Genomic DNA, 15,803 nt, shown 5'->3' on the forward strand with positions numbered 1-15,803 from the left:
AAAAAAAACATCATCGCATAGCCGCCCGCCGCGCCAACAAGATTGTTCGCACAATGCGAAGCCGCTCTCCCTTTTGTGCAATGCGGGCTCGCCGACAGTTTTGTCAAAACAGGATTATTCCTGGCAGAAATTACCAGCAATCTGATACAGGGAAACGCCCGGCGCTGCCAGAATTCCTGTCTATAGAGCTGGAGGAAAAACCAGCGGAACAGGTGTTGCGGAGGTTTATATGGCTGAATTTACGTTTTCTAAAACGCTGATGGGGAGCAACAAAAAGAAGGTATCGATCACCAGCGGTAACATTGCCTACGCGCTTTTTGTTCTGCTGTGCATCTGGGCCGGCGCGCAAATGTTGAGCATGCTGGTACACGCGCCAGGCGTATTCGAACATCTCATTCAGATTCAGGATACCAACCGCCCACGCATTGAGATTGGGCTCGGCGTCGGTACCCTGTTCGGTTTAATTCCGTTCCTGTTTGGTAGCCTGCTGGTCGGCGCGCTGGGGCTTATCCTACGCTGGTACCATAACCGTTAACGACGCGCCATACAGCTGGCGCGGCGATCGTCGACCCGCTTAGCAAACCACGCGGTAGTAAGATTGCGGGTGATTTTCGGGCTTTCCAGTTGGATCCCCGGCAACATCTCGCGCGGAAGCGTTTTCCCGGCCTTTTTCTCGGCGATTTTGAATATTTTCTTATACAAATCGCTCTCTTCAAACGCCAGGCTATCGCCCTTCTTCAGTTGGCGATGGATATCGCCATCGCTCATCCCCAACTGCCCGGCTAAACGGCGCACCGCCAGCTCAGTCGTTCCAGGTTCATCGCTGTCATAACGAATAAGATCGCCATCCAGCGCCAGCTTAACGCCGGTGGCTTTAACCACCGCATTCTGGAAGGCGGCGTTACGGCTGGCATACCAACCGGCATTGAAATCAGCAAAGCGGTACAGCGGCACGCTATAGTTAGCCGGGTAGTTGAGCAGATGATAGGTGCCGAACCACAACCCGCCGCGCAGGCTGAAGACTTCCTGGCGCACGGTGCCGTCCATTTTCCACGGATAGCCGTCGGTATGCTGCTGGGCAAAGGCGATGCTTACCTGCATTGGCCCGCCGGTATGCACCGGGTTGAGAGAGCCGAACAGCTTCTGGCCCATCGGCACCATGCCAATGAAGTCATCAAAAATCGCGCTTAGCTGTTTTTCCGTTTTGACGTTATCGAGGCGCTCGCTGTAACTTTTACCGTTCGGCGAGGTGATTTTCAGCGCGGTATGCACCAGAAATATCGGGATATGCATTTTTTCCGCCCGGCGGTCAATTTCCTGCCAGGCGATTTTATTCAGGCCCGGTACCGCCGGATCGGCCTGATAGTTTGATTCCTGCTGGGCGACCGCCAGCACCGAACAGACGTTTTCTTCCGTCGGCGCCAGCTTCTGGCTGTCAAAGGTTTTGGCAATCGCCTGCGCCCAGGCCTCGCGGTCTTTGACGCTGGCGGGCATTTTTTGCCGCACCACGGCGGCGACATCCACCGGCTTCTCGCCTTCTTTCAACTTAGGCGCCTGCTGGCTGGTACAGGCGCTCAGCACCAACCCGGCCAGCAGCGTAAAAGAGAGTGAAACACCGCGAGAAACCTGCGCCATAAACCTTCCTTGCATTCATTCATTAATTAACGGTTGAAGAGACTTCCTGCAGCCCTTTGTTATCCAGTTCGCGCTCAAAGCTGCGCAGACGTTTATAGATGGACATCAGTTCCACCAGCGTGGTCCACGAACTAATCAGATACTGGAACGAGCCGCGAACCTGGCCGAACACGTTGGTGATCTGGGTCATCAGGCCGAGCGTAATCGTACCGGCGACAATCGACGGAAACAGCAGGAACAAGCCGAAAACGTTATCCACCTGCAGGTAAAGAATACGGGCAATATTGAAATACATATAGTGGAAATAGAGGCGGAAGTAGTTGCGGCGCACCGCGCTGAACAGCTCGCGCACGGTCGGCGGCGTGGCGCGGTTGGCGTCATCCTCGCCATACACCAGCTCTTTACGATAGGCGGCTTCTACGCGCTGGTTTTTAAATTGCAGGCCCGGCAGCTTGATCCCGACCACCGCCAGCAGCCCGGTTCCCATCAGCGACCACACGATAGCGGCAATCACCAGCCCATACGGTAAATGGCCAACGATCGGCAGGTCCGGCACATGCGCCGACAGCGAAACCAGCACCGGCAGGAAGGCAATCAGCGTCATTACCGCATTAATAAAGCTTACGCCCATATCTTCAAGCGTCGCGGCGAAGCGCATGGTGTCTTCCTGCACACGCTGAGCGGCACCTTCGATATGGCGCAGATGCTGCCAGTGTTCCATATAGTGTTCGTTCATCGCGGTACGCCAGCGGAACACATAGTGGCTTACGAAGAAGTTATTCAGCACGCCAATCACCACCGCAATCAGCGCGATGCCAAGAAAAATGCCAATCTCGTGGTAGAACTGATTGATGCTGACCTTGTGCGGCGTGGCCAGCGCGCTCTGAATCAAGTCATAGAACGGCGCATACCAGGCGTTGATCGCCACCCCAACTTCCACCAAAAACCAGGTGACAAAAATAATCAACGAGGTGCCGAGAATAGACCAGTATTGCCAGCGATGCGGGCTATAGATAAACCAGAACAGCGCGAAGGCGCCGACGCAGAACAGGTAATACGCGTAAAACACCAAATAGTTGAGCGACCAGAACCGCGCCGCGCTGATGGCGACATCCTGCGATGCGCCGGTTATCCGCAGCAGCCAGTCGCCGCCGCCCGCCTGCCAAAAGATCACCGCCAGCAGCGACCAGATAAAGGCAGAAATAAAAAACGGCCCCGGTTTGGGGAAAAAAGCTTTAAACATCGTACTCTCCTGCTAACTTCTTATCGTTCTGTTTTTGCTGTGTACCACACGTACGCCCGCCGCAACGCGCGGCGGCGAAGTAAAGCGGACCCATGATGAGACCGGATATCAGCGACTTAGTTCGTCTGCCATTCGGCAAGAATTGTTTCTACGGGTTTCACGCGTAAAGGATTATCGGGAAGGGTGAAAGTCCGCCACACCTCGTTATAGTGAGCGATCAGCGTTTTAGCCTCGGCGGCGGCGCGATTGGCGGTGGTATGGGCATCTTCGGCAATGGTGATGGCGTAGCCGCGGCTGGCGCCGTTTTTGATGGTGGTATCGACGCAATAATCGGTCGCGCAGCCGCAGATAACAAAAGCGTGAGTTCCGTTCTCGCGCAGCACCTGTTCAAGATCGGTTTTATAAAACGCATCACAGGCCGTTTTGGTGACGTAGCGCGCCCCGGCGGGTTGCGCCAGTTCAGGCAGCAGCGCGAATCCTTCGCTTCCTTCTTCCAGGCCGCCTGCTTCAGCGTGCTGAATGAAAATAACGCTATCGGCGGCGTGAATCAGGCGATTGATTTGCGCTACGCAGCGTTCGCGATCGACACGCGGCGTCTCGAATACGCCGTTTTGCATATCCACTACCATCAGAACCCGTTGAGATGCCATCACCACTCTCTTTTATAAGATGAATAAGAGCTTAATCATACGCGTCAGGCGGAAAAGCAGATATCTGAAAGCGGAAAAAAGTCATTTTTACGCACCGTTACGCTTTTCTGTGAAATATTGTCGTTATTCCCACTTTGCTCGCCGCGACTTCGTAGTATAAATACGGTGTATATTCCCCTAATAAACGATGGATGCCTCCGTTGAAACGTAGTTTGCTCATTTTTGCTGCGCTGTGCGCGGCGTCGTGGACCTCAGCCCAGGCGGTTCAGCCGAGCGTTGATCCGGTATTTACTTCTGATGTGGTCGACCGCTTCGCCGAACATATTTATTACGGCAGCGGCGCCACCGGCATGGCGATGGTGGTTATCGACGGCAACCAGCGCGTATTCCGCAGCTTCGGCGAAACCCGTCCGGGTAATAATCAGCATCCACAATTGGATTCCGTTATCCGCATCGCCTCTCTGAGTAAGCTGATGACCAGTGAAATGCTGGTGAAACTGCTCGATCAGGGAGTGGTTAAGCTTGACGATCCGCTGAGTAAATACGCGCCGCCTGGCGCGCGGGTGCCAACCTACCAGGGCGTACCGATTACGCTGGTCAATCTCGCAACCCACACCAGCGCCCTGCCGCGCGAGCAGCCCGGCGGCGCGGCGCATCGCCCGGTATTCGTCTGGCCGACCCGCCAGCAGCGCTGGAACTGGCTGTCGACGGCTACGCTTAAAACCACGCCGGGTTCGCAGGCGGCCTATTCCAACCTGGCCTTCGACCTGCTGGCCGATGCGCTATCGACCGCCGCCGGTAAGCCCTACCCGCAGCTGTTTGAAGAACAAATCACCCGCCCGCTCGGCATGAAGGACACCACCTTCACCCCATCGCCGGATCAGTGTCAGCGCTTGATGGTGGCGGAGAAAGGCGCCAGCCCGTGTAATAACACCCTCGCGGCCATCGGCAGCGGCGGCGTGTATTCGACCCCGGGCGATATGATGCGCTGGATGCAGCAGTTCCTCTCTTCGGATTTCTATACTCGCGGCCAGCAGGCCGATCGCATGCAGACGCTGATTTATCAACGTACCCAGCTCACCCGAGTGATCGGCATGGATGTCCCCGGTAAAGCCGATGCGCTGGGTCTGGGCTGGGTGTACATGAAGCCGAAAAACGGCCATCCGGGCATTATTCAGAAAACCGGTGGCGGCGGCGGATTTATTACCTATATGGCGATGAACCCGCAGGCTAACGTCGGGGTCTTCGTGGTGGTGACCCGTTCCGCGTTGACCCGTTTCAGCGCCATGAGCGACGGCGTCAACGACCTCGTCAGCGCCTTAAGCGGCGTGCAGCCGAATATGGAAACCGCCAGCCAGTAATCGTTGCGGGATGTTTTGCCACTGATTGTTAAGGATCGTTTTGGCGAAACATCCCGCTGTCGTTTGCGGTACACTACCTTCTTTCATTTCACAAAATCAGGCAAACCATGACAGATTTAATCACTCGCCCACGCCGCCTGCGTCAATCCGCCTCGCTGCGCGCCATGTTTGAAGAGACAACACTGAGTTTGAACGACCTGGTGTTGCCGATCTTTGTTGAAGAAGAAATTGACGATTACAAAGCCATCGAAGCGATGCCTGGCGTCATGCGTATTCCGGAAAAACATCTGGCGCGCGAAATTGAGCGCATCGCCAACGCCGGGATTCGTTCAGTGATGACCTTTGGTATTTCCCACCATACCGACGCGACCGGTAGCGATACCTGGAATGAAAACGGTCTGGTGGCGCGCATGACCCGTATCGCCAAACAGGCGGTGCCGGAAATGATCGTCATGTCCGATACCTGCTTCTGCGAATACACCTCGCACGGCCACTGCGGCGTGTTGTGCGAGCACGGCGTCGATAACGATGCGACTCTGGAAAACCTCGGTAAGCAGGCGGTGGTCGCCGCGGCCGCCGGCGCTGATTTCATCGCGCCATCCGCCGCGATGGATGGACAGGTGCAGGCGATCCGCCGTTCGCTGGATGCCGCAGGCTTTACCAATACCGCGATTATGTCTTACTCAACTAAATTCGCGTCATCGTTCTACGGCCCGTTCCGCGAAGCCGCCGGTACCGCGCTGAAGGGCGATCGTAAAACTTACCAGATGAGCCCGATGAACCGTCGCGAGGCAATTCGCGAGTCATTGCTTGATGAAGCCCAGGGCGCGGACTGCCTGATGGTGAAACCGGCCGGCGCCTATCTGGATATCCTGCGTGATATCCGCGAGCGCAGCAACCTGCCGCTCGGCGCTTATCAGGTCAGCGGCGAGTACGCGATGATCAAATTTGCCGCGCAGGCTGGCGCAATCGACGAAGAGAAAGTGGTGCTGGAAAGCCTTGGCGCAATTAAACGCGCGGGCGCGGACCTGATCTTCAGCTATTTCGCCCTCGATCTGGCCGAGAAAAAAATCCTGCGTTAAACCTGCCCTCTCCCCGGTAGCGCTGACGCTTACCGGGGCTACCAACCAAATGCCAAATCGTAGATATTATTATCAGTTTGCAACTGTTTCATTCTTGGAGAAACGGTTGTTCTATGCTGTTTCCGGGCACATTGCGCTCCCGAAATGTCTTCTGCGTTATGTCTCTCATGGCATAGGGAGCGCACAGGGGGCGGCCAGTCGCCGCCGCCCCCTGTACCCCCGGGCTCTGGCCGCCAAAATCGCCACTTCGTGGTTCCTTCGACTTATCCCGGCAGTCTTCGGGTCGGGCCGAGGCAGCGTCCGTGCAAAACACGGCCCTCAGCCCGCATCCATGCGGGCTGCCCCGGCCTGCCGGGAACGTCTCAGCGATTTTGAGGCCACCAACACCGGCAGTTTCAGTAGCCATGGATACAAGGGTAGAGCTCTGCAGCATGCAATGGCACGGACTGTAGGTCGGGTAAGGCGTAGCCGCCACCCGACAAAAAAACGGCGCTGCGGGTCGCCCGGATAAGGCGTTAGCCGCTATCCGGGAAACCTCGCCTGCTGAGACCGAATCTTCACCGAATTGTAATCTGAACGACATCTGCGCCTTCTACTGTCTGGTCAGGACAGAGGAGGAGTCACTATGTTTAGTCTCGACAACGTTCTCGATGACCTGTGGCCTCAGGCGAGGCCCGCCCCCTGGCAGAAAAAGGTGTTGAAAAAGCTTCTGCATGAAGCAGAGTTCCAGCAATTTGCCGCCCGCCATCGTCACCTGAAAGGACTGGATACGGTCGAACAGGTCCTCGAACATCTCAATATCCGCTGCGCTATCCCGGCGCATGACCTTGAACAAATCCCCGAACATGGCCCGCTGGTGATTATCGCCAACCATCCGACCGGGACGCTCGATGGGCTCGCCCTGCTTTATGCGGTCTCCCGCGTGCGGCGCGATGTCAAAGTCGTCACTAACCGTATGCTGACCCATCTTGAACCGCTAAGCTCGCTGTTTATTCCGGTGGATAATATCAACGGCCGTACCGCCAAAGCGGCGCTGCAGCAGATGGACCAGCAGCTGCTGCAGGGCGGCGTGCTGATCTTCTTCCCGGCGGGGGAAGTCTCGCGCCTGACCCGCCGCGGCATCCGTGATAAAAAATGGCATCCCGGCTTCATCAAGCTGGCGGCGAAATACCGCGCGCCGCTGCTGCCGGCCTGGATCCGCGCCCACAACAGCCCGCTGTTCTACGCCAGCGCCCTGCTCTCCGAGAATCTGCCGCTGCTGCTGTTAATGCAGCAGATGTTTCGCCGCCGCGATAGCAGCTTGCCGTTGCGCATTGGCCAGCAAATCGCGTGGTCATCGTGGCATCAGCCGCCGCTTTCCGCCCGCGAACTGGCGGACCGGTGCTACCGCCACGTCGAGCGCCTCGGTAAAGGACACCCCGGCCTGTTTAAAAGCGAAAGCGCGATCGCCCGCCCGGAAGACCGCGCGCTGCTCAAACGCGAGCTGGCAAAAACCGAATGTTTAGGCAAAACCACGGACGGTAAACTGATTTATCTGTGGCAACGCAACGGCCAGGAAGAGGCACCGCTGCTACGCGAACTGGGCCGTCTGCGGGAGATAGCCTTCCGGGCGGTCGGCGAAGGCAGCGGCAAACGCCGCGATATTGATAGCTACGATGATGACTACCTGCACCTGATTTTATGGGATGAAGAGGATCTGGAGATCGTCGGCGCCTATCGTTTTATGCCTACCGCCATGCAACTGGAGAAACGGGGAGTGGAGGGCATCTACAGCTACAGCCTGTTCCACTACGACGCGCGGATGGACGATATTCTGCAGCACGGGATTGAACTGGGGCGCAGCTTCATTCAGCCGCGCTACTGGGGACGCCGCGGGCTGGATTATCTCTGGTCAGGCATCGGCGCCTGGCTGGCGCGAAACCCGCACTATCGCTATCTTTTTGGCCCGGTCTCGATTTCCGGCGGCTTGCCGCCCGATGCCCGCGATTTGCTGGTCGCCTTCTACCGCTTATGGTTTCCGGCGACGCATCCGCTGGCCAAATCCCGTCGCCCCTACCCAGCTTCGCTACCCGAGGTGCTGGCGCAGTTTGGCGGCGAGGATTACACCGAAGACCTGACGCGGCTGAAGTCCCTGCTCGGCAACCTCGGCTGCGGCATCCCGCCGCTGTATAAACAGTACTCGGAAGTGTGCGAGCCGGGAGGCGTGCAGTTTATCGATTTCGGCAGCGACCCGGACTTTAATCACTGCGTCGATGGGCTGGTGCTGGTGGATTTAACCTACCTGAAAGCCAACCGCTACCAGCGCTACATCGGCGCGCATCTCTAGCCGTTTATCCCGCCCGGTAGAACGGCTTATCGCCAAGAATTGTCGCGCGGTGCATGATGCGCCGCTGCGGCAGATAGTCGGCGTTGGCGTAATGCTGCGTCACCCGGTTATCCCAAATCGCCACATCGTTCGGCTGCCAGCGCCAGCGCACCTGGAATTCCGGTTTTGTGACGTGAGCAAAAAGGAAATTCAGCAGCGCCTCGCTCTCTTTCTCGCTGACATCCACAATACGGGTGGTAAACCCTTCATTGACGAACAGCGCCTGCTTACCGGTTACCGGATGGGTACGTACCACCGGGTGCAACAGCGGCGGGTTCTTCGCCACCGCCTCGCGCCAGCGCTGATGCTCCGCTTGCGTCTTGTTGTACTTGTACTCCTGGAACGATTTGCGGAAATCGTGCTCCGCGCGTAACCCGCTCAACAGCTGGCGGAACGGTTCGGATAACGCTTCCCAGGCGGCAATACCGCTGGTCCACAGGGTATCGCCGCCGGTAGAAGGTAACTCCTTCGCCGCCAGAATCGCCCCCGCCGGCGGCGTATCGATAAAGGTCACGTCGGTATGCCAGTTATCGTTGTCCGGCGGATTATCGTTATGGGTATCCAGCACGATAATTTCATCCACGCCCGGCGCATGCGGATAGACCGGATGGATATGCAAATCGCCGAACCGTAACGCCAGATCGCGCTGCTGTTGCGGGGTGATATTTTGCTCGCGCAGGAACACCACCTGATGGCGCAGCACCGCGTGGTATAGCTGCTCAAACTGATTGTCGCTTAACGGACGGGTCAAATCGGCTCCGGCCACCTGCGCGCCAATATACGGCCCCAACGGGGTAATGCTCAGACGTTCACTCATTGTACTTCTCCATGCCAGGGCGTCAGGCGGCGCTGCAACGCGCGCAGTCCCAGTTCCAGAACAAATGCGATTATCGCAATCACCGCGATCCCGGCTAACACCACATCGGTCGCCAGGAATTCACCGGCGGATTGCACCATAAAACCTAAGCCGCGAGTGGCGGCAATCAGCTCCGCCGCCACCAGCGTCGACCAACCGACGCCAAGGCCAATGCGCAGGCCGGTAAGAATTTCCGGCAGCGCGCCCGGCAGGATCACCAGCCACAGCACCTGAGCGCGACTGGCCCCTAAAGACTGCGCGGCGCGAATACGGACCTGCTGCGCGCTTTTAACCCCCGCCAGCGTCGACATCACTACCGGGGCGAAAATAGCCAGATAGATCAGTAAGATTTTCGGCGTTTCGCCAATACCGAACCAGATGATCACCAGCGGCAGCCACGCCAGCGGCGGTACCGGACGATACAGTTCGATCAGCGGGTCGAGGATCCCGCGTACCGTTGGACTCAATCCCATGGCGATCCCCACCGGCACGCCAACGATCGCCGCCAGTACCAGCGCGATGGCGATACGCGTCAGGCTCGCCGCCAGATGCTGCCACAGGGTCGCGTCCATAAAGCCTTGCGGCCCGGCAATGGTCAGTAGCTTCTGCAATACCTGCCACGGCGAGGGTAAAAACAGCGGGCTAATCAGCTGCAGCGCGGTCACCGCCCACCAGATAGCCAGCAACACCGCCAGCGTCGCCACGCTAAGGGTCAGCTGCCGTGAGAGCGGCCAGCGCCACTTCAGCACGCGCTGGCGCGGTTTATCATTGAGGACCACGCTCATGAGAAAGCCTCCCGTTGTTCGAACACCCGGCTAAGCACATATTCGCGCTGGGCGATAAATTGCGGATCCGATTTAATGCTGCGGCAGGATTCACCAGCGACAAAACGGCGGCCAAACTCCAGCGGCAGGCGTTCCTGCACCCGCCCCGGCCCCGGCGACAGCAGCACCAGCTCGCTGGCCATAAATACCGCCTCTTCGATATCGTGGGTAATCAACAGCACCTGCTTGCCGGTTTCATGCCACAGTCGCAGCAGCAGAGTTTGCATCTGCTCGCGAGTAAAGGCATCCAGCGCGCCGAAGGGCTCATCCAGCAGCAAAAGCTGCGGATCCGCCGCCAGCGCGCGCGCAATACCGACACGCTGACGCTGGCCGCCGGAAAGCTGCCAGATAAAGCGTTTTTCCGCCCCCTGCAGGCCGACTTTTTTTAACATCTGCGCGGCGATTTCCCGGCGTTGGGTCTTTTCAACCCCCGCCAGCTGTAATCCCAGCGCGACGTTATCCAGCACGTTGCGCCACGGCAACAGGCCTTCATTTTGAAACACCACGCCGCGATCGGCGCCCGGCCCGTCGATGCGACGGCCTTCGAGAGTGATGCTGCCGTGCTGGTAAGGCACGAATCCGGCAATCAGGTTCAGCAGCGTGGTTTTGCCGCAGCCGGAAGGGCCCAGCACCACCAGCAGTTCGCCGCTGTCCAACGTCAGGTTGATATCCGCCAGCGCCGGTTTACCGCCATAATCAGCGGAGAGATGCGAGATTTGCAGCATCGGAGCCTCCTTTTATTTCACGAAACGGTCGGTAACGAACTGGCTATAGTCGGTTCCGGCCGCCGGCACTTTGCCCTGCTCTTTGAGGAATTTCGCGGTATCGATAATCGCCTGGTTCACCGGGCCGTTAAGCTCCTGCGCCTGCTGGGCGGCGGTAAGATAGGTATTGCCTTTGACTAACACCGGCACATCCGCCTCCGGCACGCCGCTCAGTCGCGACAGCTTGCTGAGATTTTCCGGCTGCTTCAGCCACGCCTCCGGGTTGGCGATATAGGGCTGCTGCGCGTCGATGGCGCTTTTAGCGAAGGCTTTAACGATTTCCGGATGCTGCTCGGCAAAGTCTTTACGCACGACCCAGACATCCAGCGTCGGCGCGCCCCATTGCCCCACCTGCGCGGAGTCGGTCAGCACCTTGCCCTCTTTTTCCAGTTCGTTAACGGCTGGCGCCCACACGTAAGCGCCATCGATATCGCCGCGCTGCCAGGCGGCGATAATCGCCGGCGGCTGCAGGTTGATAATCTGCACCTGGCCCGGTTTGATTCCCCAATGTTTCAGCGCGGAAAGCAGGCTGTAGTGGGTGGTCGAAATAAACGGTACCGCAATGCGTTTGCCAATCAGATCTTCCGGCTTAGTGATATCTTTCTTCACCACCAGCGCTTCGGAATTACCGAGCTTTGAGGCCAGCAGGAACACTTCAATCGGTACCTGCTGAGTGGCGGCCACCGCCAGCGGGCTGGAACCGAGGTTGCCGATTTGTACATCGCCTGAGGCCAGCGCGCGTACGATGCTGGAGCCGCTGTCGAATTTACGCCAGTCAACGGTGGCGCCGCTGGCTTTGGCGAAGGTGTTGTCCGCCTGGGCGACTTTCGCCGGTTCGGCGGAGGTTTGATAGGCGACGGTGACGTTAACCGCCTGCGCCTGGAAGGCAGCGAAAGCCAGCGCCGCCAGAAGAGTAATTCGCGATGTGAATGCCATAATGTCTGCTTCCCCTTAGTTGTTATGGGTGCAGTATTTCCGGCATCAGCGTGGAGATGAAGTAATTAAAAATTCTGCCTAATAGCGAATCGTTTTTAGAAGAAAAGCGGGATTAGATAGTTAAAAACAGGGATTAAAGAAATGGGTTCCCCCGGCTCGCGCTGCGCTTAGCCGGGCTACCAAAAGTTGCGGATGTTGTCGTTGTAGCCCGGATCAGGCGCGGAGCGCCGCCATCCGGGGGGAAAGAAATGCAGGTGTTAGCGGCCCGCCGCCAGCGCGGCGATATCCTGCGGCGTGGTGCGACAGCAGCCGCCAATCAGCCTGGCGCCAGCCGCCAGCCACTGCGGCAGATAGGCCGCGAGCGTCGCGCAGGCTTCGCCGTGATGATGCCAGGTCTTGGTCAGCGCATCATAGTGCTCGCCGGAGTTAGGATAGACCACCAGCGGCAGCGACGTCAGGCTGTGCAGGTGCTGCAGCGCGGCGGTGGTATTTTCCAGCGCGATACAGTTAATCCCCAGCGCCAGCACCTGCGGATTATCGGCCAATACCGCAACAACCTCGCGCAGCGGCGTACCGTCGCTGAGATGTTCGGCGTCGCGCAGGGTCAACGAGAACCAGGCGCGGGCGCGCGGGTAGTCACGCAGCAGCGCCGCCAGCGCCGTGATTTCGGCAAACGACGGCAACGTTTCACAGGCCAGCAGATCCGCCCCGGCATCCAGTAGCGCTTCGACGCGCGGACGGTGGAATGCCTGAAACGCCTCCGCGCTGCGCTGATAATCGCCGCGATACTCAGAGCCATCCGCCAGATACGCGCCATACGGCCCGACCGACCCGGCCACCAGCAGCGTTCCCGCCTGCGGGTTTTCCGCCAGATACGCCTCGCGGGCTTTACGCGCCAGCTCGACGCTTTTACCTATCAACGCCTTCGACTGCGCCTCATCCAGTCCGCGGGCGGCAAAGCCTGCCGGTGTTGCCTGATAGCTGGCGGTGATCGCCACCTGTGCGCCAGCGCGGAAATAGTCGAGATGCACATCGCGGATCAGCTGCGGGTTCTCCAGCAGTACCTTCGCCGACCATAAACTATCGGCCAGATTGCAGCCGCGCGCTTCCAGTTCCGTCGCCATCGCGCCATCCAGCAGCACGAACGGTTGCGTTTCAAGGATGGCGGTTAGCGGATTATTCTGCGGCATGTTGCGGCTCCTGAGTTAATTTCCGTGTACGAGTCAGATAGTAAGCACCATAACATAGCGCGACGAACGGGATCCCGCACCACAGCGCAATACGCTGGCTTGGGTCAAAGGCCAGCCCCACGCAGGCCACCAGGCAAAGTACAAAACCCAGCGCCGGCACCAGCGGATACCATGGCGCGCGATAGTGCAGCTCGCTTAACGCTTTGCCCTGTTGCAGATGGCGGCGGCGGAAAACAAAATGCGACGCGCAGATGCTCAGCCATACCGCGACCACCGCAAAACCGGAAATCGCCGACAGCGCAACAAACACCGTATCCGGCGCGACTACGCTGGAAAACAGCGCCAGCACGCCGCCCAGCATGCTCACCGTCAGCGCGGTTAGCGGCACGCCGCGTTTATTCACTTTGGCAAAGCAGGCTGGCAACGTCTTCTCATTTGATAGCGACCACAGCATCCGCCCGGAGGCATACAGGCCCGAGTTGGCCGCCGACAAAATCGCGGTCAGGATCACGAAGTTAAAAATATCCGCCGCATAAGGAATACCGACCTTTTCAAACACCAGTACGAACGGGCTTTTTTCCACCCCCGCCTGCTGCATCGGGATTAGCGCGGCGAGCACGAAAACGGTGCCGATAAAGAAAATAATCAGCCGGGCAATAGTGGTGCGGATCGCGACCGGAATCACCTGATGCGGGTTTTGCGTCTCACCGGCGGCAATACCGATAAGTTCGGTGCCCGAGAAAGCGAAGTTCACCGCCACCATGGTCATCAGGATCGGCAGGCCGCCATGAGGGAACCAGCCTTCGGCGGTGATGTTATGCAGCCCCGGCGCCGGTGAACCGTCGGTCAGCGGAATAAAGCCGAAGATGGCCGCGCCGCCGAGAATAATAAAAGCAATGATGGTGATCACTTTGACCAGCGAGAACCAAAATTCGCCTTCGGCAAAGAAGCGAGTAGAGATAACATTCAGGGCGAAAATCACCGCGCAGAAAATCACGCACCAGACCCACACCGGCACCTGCGGGAACCAGTACTGCATACAGAACCCGGCGGCGGTAAAGCTCGAGCCGAGCGCCACGGTCCAGGTCAGCCAGTAGAGCCACGCCACGGTATAGCCGGTCGCCGGGCCGAGATAACGCGCGGCATACACGTGAAAGGCTCCGGTTTCCGGCATCGCCACCGACAGTTCGCCAAGACACTGCATCACCAGCCAGACCACCAGCGCGCCAATCAGATACGCCAGCAGCGTGCCCGCCGCGCCGGTGGTCGAGATAATATAGCCGGTATTGAAGAATAACCCTGTGCCAATGACGCCGCCCAGCGAGAGCATAATCAGGTGGCGCGTTTTCATGGTGCGCTTAAGTTGCCCACCTTGTTGTTGTGATGTTGTTTGCATATTGCCTTCTTTATGTATGGACGTCTAAACATCCAAATGAAGGTCATTTATACCGTGACGGTGGGGAAATTGCAAAACGGAGAAGGGAAAAAAACAGGGAGAACAGGAGTAGGAGCCAGGGTTTAAAGCTGCTTGGGCTGCGGAGCCTCTCCTTTTTACCGCAACCGCAAGCAGCCTTCTGCTACACAGAGCACACCTCGTTCCAGTAGGCTTCGCGCGTCCAGCGCCGCTCAGTATGTTTTGTCATGGCGAAACCACCGGGTTTCCACGTTGCCGAGATCCACGCCATACAGGCTGGCGACCGGCAAGATCGCCTCCATCATCCGTTGACCATCTTGCTGCCCGGCTTCTCCGTTAGATAAAAAAGCCAGCCAGCCGGTAATCCGTTGCCACAGCGCTACTTTCATTTCTCCTCCATCGGTCGGGTTTGCGTTGTTGTTATTTCAACCACAATCGCCGACGGGCGGGAAATATCAATTCCGAATTTGTAATCCTGGAAGATGCATATTCGCCGCTGCGCTTCGGTGACTAACCCCTTCCTGTAAAAGCGATTTGGTTAACAGCAATATCCCCATTTTTATTAAGAGATTTTGGTTATAGATAAGAATTTTTTCTTCTTTGCCGGACGAGGCGCTTTTGTGGGAGCGTGATAAACACAAAACAAAACAGGGATTCAGGGGAATGATGATGCATAAAACTTATACCAAAATCGCTTTTGCGCTGGGCGCGCTGCTGCTGACCGCCCAGGTTCAGGCCGACCAGTTAGCCGATATCAAAGCCGCCGGGGTGGTGAAGGTCGCCACCTTCGACGCTAACCCGCCGTTTGGTTCCGTGGATGCCAAAACCCATCAACTGGTGGGTTACGACGTCGATTTCGCGCAGGCGCTGGCGAAATCTCTTGGCGTCAAGCTTGAGCTGGTGGCCACTAACCCGGCTAACCGTATTCCGCTGCTGCAGTCCGGTAAGGCTGACCTGATCGTCGCCGATATCACCATTACCCCGGAGCGCGCGCAGGTAATTGATTTCTCAACGCCCTACTTTGTAACCGGACAGCAGTTCCTGGTTCCGGCTAAGTCGCCGGATAAACTGGATGACTACAGCAAAGCGCGCATCGGCGCGGTAAAAGGCACCACCGGCGAACAGGCGCTGCACCAGCGCTTCCCGCAGTCGCGGGTGCTCTCCTATGACGATATTCCATTGGCGCTGACCGCCCTGCGAAACGGCAACGTGCAGGCGATTACCCAGGACAGCACCATTCTCGCCGGGCTGCTGGCGGGCGCGCCGGATAAAGCCAACTTTAAAATTCTGCCGGACCTGCTGAGCAAAGAAGAGATTGGCGTCGGCGTGAAAAAAGGCGAGCCGGCGCTGCTGAAAGCGGTAAACGACGAGCTGGTTAAGCTGGAAAAATCCGGCCAGGCGGCGAAAATCTACGACACCTGGTTTGGCCCTGGCACCGCCTCTCCGCAACCGCGCGCCTTTACCATAGAAGCGAAATAACCCT

15 protein-coding genes are annotated in these 15,803 nt (G+C 58.0%); 5 read left to right on the forward strand and 10 right to left on the reverse strand.

Annotated elements, in window-relative coordinates; all coding sequences use genetic code 11:
* Positions 1–229: 229 nt before the first annotated feature.
* The gene (locus ABLV78_RS19885; protein WP_015704540.1) at positions 230–535 is read left to right on the forward strand and encodes a DUF2755 family protein; all 306 of its coding nucleotides are present in this window, start codon (positions 230–232) and stop codon (positions 533–535) included.
* Here ABLV78_RS19885 and ABLV78_RS19890 read toward each other — a convergent pair.
* From ABLV78_RS19890 to ABLV78_RS19900, 3 genes are all read right to left on the reverse strand, one after another.
* Entirely contained in the window at positions 532–1,635 is a 1,104-nt protein-coding gene (locus tag ABLV78_RS19890) for a DUF1615 domain-containing protein (RefSeq protein WP_047047522.1), read from the reverse strand. The two genes, ABLV78_RS19885 and ABLV78_RS19890, sit on opposite strands and share 4 nt — an antisense overlap.
* 22 nt (positions 1,636–1,657) lie before the next feature.
* Entirely contained in the window at positions 1,658–2,878 is a 1,221-nt protein-coding gene (sbmA, locus tag ABLV78_RS19895) for a peptide antibiotic transporter SbmA (RefSeq protein ID WP_045390986.1), read from the reverse strand.
* Between the two features lie 116 nt (positions 2,879–2,994).
* Positions 2,995–3,507: an isochorismatase family protein gene (locus ABLV78_RS19900; protein WP_161801920.1), complete on the reverse strand. Its 513-nt coding sequence runs from the start codon at positions 3,505–3,507 to the stop codon at positions 2,995–2,997.
* 221 nt (positions 3,508–3,728) lie between these two features.
* On the opposite strand from ABLV78_RS19900, the gene ampH reads away from it, so the two are divergent.
* The 3 genes from ampH (at position 3,729) to olsF (ending at position 8,297) form a co-directional block, all read left to right on the forward strand.
* The gene (ampH, locus tag ABLV78_RS19905; RefSeq protein WP_020079517.1) at positions 3,729–4,889 is read left to right on the forward strand and encodes a D-alanyl-D-alanine-carboxypeptidase/endopeptidase AmpH; all 1,161 of its coding nucleotides are present in this window, start codon (positions 3,729–3,731) and stop codon (positions 4,887–4,889) included.
* A 107-nt stretch (positions 4,890–4,996) separates the two neighbouring features.
* Positions 4,997–5,971: a porphobilinogen synthase gene (hemB, locus tag ABLV78_RS19910; RefSeq protein WP_015368036.1), complete on the forward strand. Its 975-nt coding sequence runs from the start codon at positions 4,997–4,999 to the stop codon at positions 5,969–5,971.
* A 625-nt stretch (positions 5,972–6,596) separates the two neighbouring features.
* Entirely contained in the window at positions 6,597–8,297 is a 1,701-nt protein-coding gene (gene olsF, locus ABLV78_RS19915) for a bifunctional ornithine lipid synthase OlsF (RefSeq protein WP_047045987.1), read from the forward strand.
* A 4-nt stretch (positions 8,298–8,301) separates the two neighbouring features.
* Here the strand turns inward: olsF and tauD are convergent, their stop codons facing one another.
* The 7 genes from tauD to ABLV78_RS19950 form a co-directional block, all read right to left on the reverse strand.
* The gene (tauD, locus tag ABLV78_RS19920) at positions 8,302–9,153 is read right to left on the reverse strand and encodes a taurine dioxygenase (protein ID WP_015368108.1); all 852 of its coding nucleotides are present in this window, start codon (positions 9,151–9,153) and stop codon (positions 8,302–8,304) included.
* Positions 9,150–9,977 (reverse strand): taurine ABC transporter permease TauC, encoded by an 828-nt coding sequence (gene tauC / locus ABLV78_RS19925; protein ID WP_047045991.1) that lies wholly within the window; start codon positions 9,975–9,977, stop codon positions 9,150–9,152. The genes tauD and tauC overlap by 4 nt, the downstream gene beginning before the upstream one ends.
* Positions 9,974–10,741 (reverse strand): taurine ABC transporter ATP-binding subunit, encoded by a 768-nt coding sequence (gene tauB, locus ABLV78_RS19930; RefSeq protein WP_045380937.1) that lies wholly within the window; start codon positions 10,739–10,741, stop codon positions 9,974–9,976. The genes tauC and tauB overlap by 4 nt, the downstream gene beginning before the upstream one ends.
* 12 nt (positions 10,742–10,753) lie before the next feature.
* Positions 10,754–11,716: a taurine ABC transporter substrate-binding protein gene (tauA, locus tag ABLV78_RS19935; RefSeq protein WP_015368105.1), complete on the reverse strand. Its 963-nt coding sequence runs from the start codon at positions 11,714–11,716 to the stop codon at positions 10,754–10,756.
* Between the two features lie 257 nt (positions 11,717–11,973).
* Entirely contained in the window at positions 11,974–12,906 is a 933-nt protein-coding gene (gene mmuM / locus ABLV78_RS19940) for a homocysteine S-methyltransferase (protein ID WP_015368104.1), read from the reverse strand.
* A complete protein-coding gene (gene mmuP, locus ABLV78_RS19945) occupies positions 12,893–14,302 on the reverse strand; it encodes an S-methylmethionine permease (protein ID WP_047045994.1) in 1,410 nt (469 codons plus the stop codon). The genes mmuM and mmuP overlap by 14 nt, the downstream gene beginning before the upstream one ends.
* 230 nt (positions 14,303–14,532) lie before the next feature.
* Positions 14,533–14,709, reverse strand: coding sequence for a hypothetical protein (locus ABLV78_RS19950; protein ID WP_015368101.1), 177 nt, complete (start codon positions 14,707–14,709; stop codon positions 14,533–14,535).
* A 280-nt stretch (positions 14,710–14,989) separates the two neighbouring features.
* Between ABLV78_RS19950 and ABLV78_RS19955 the strand changes: the two genes are divergently transcribed.
* Positions 14,990–15,799, forward strand: a complete 810-nt coding sequence (locus ABLV78_RS19955; RefSeq protein WP_370429554.1) for an ABC transporter substrate-binding protein — start codon at positions 14,990–14,992, stop codon at positions 15,797–15,799.
* Positions 15,800–15,803 lie beyond the last annotated feature (4 nt).

It is taken from the genome of Klebsiella sp. CN_Kp075, assembly GCF_040065055.2.
GTDB classification, from domain to species: domain Bacteria; phylum Pseudomonadota; class Gammaproteobacteria; order Enterobacterales; family Enterobacteriaceae; genus Klebsiella; species Klebsiella aerogenes.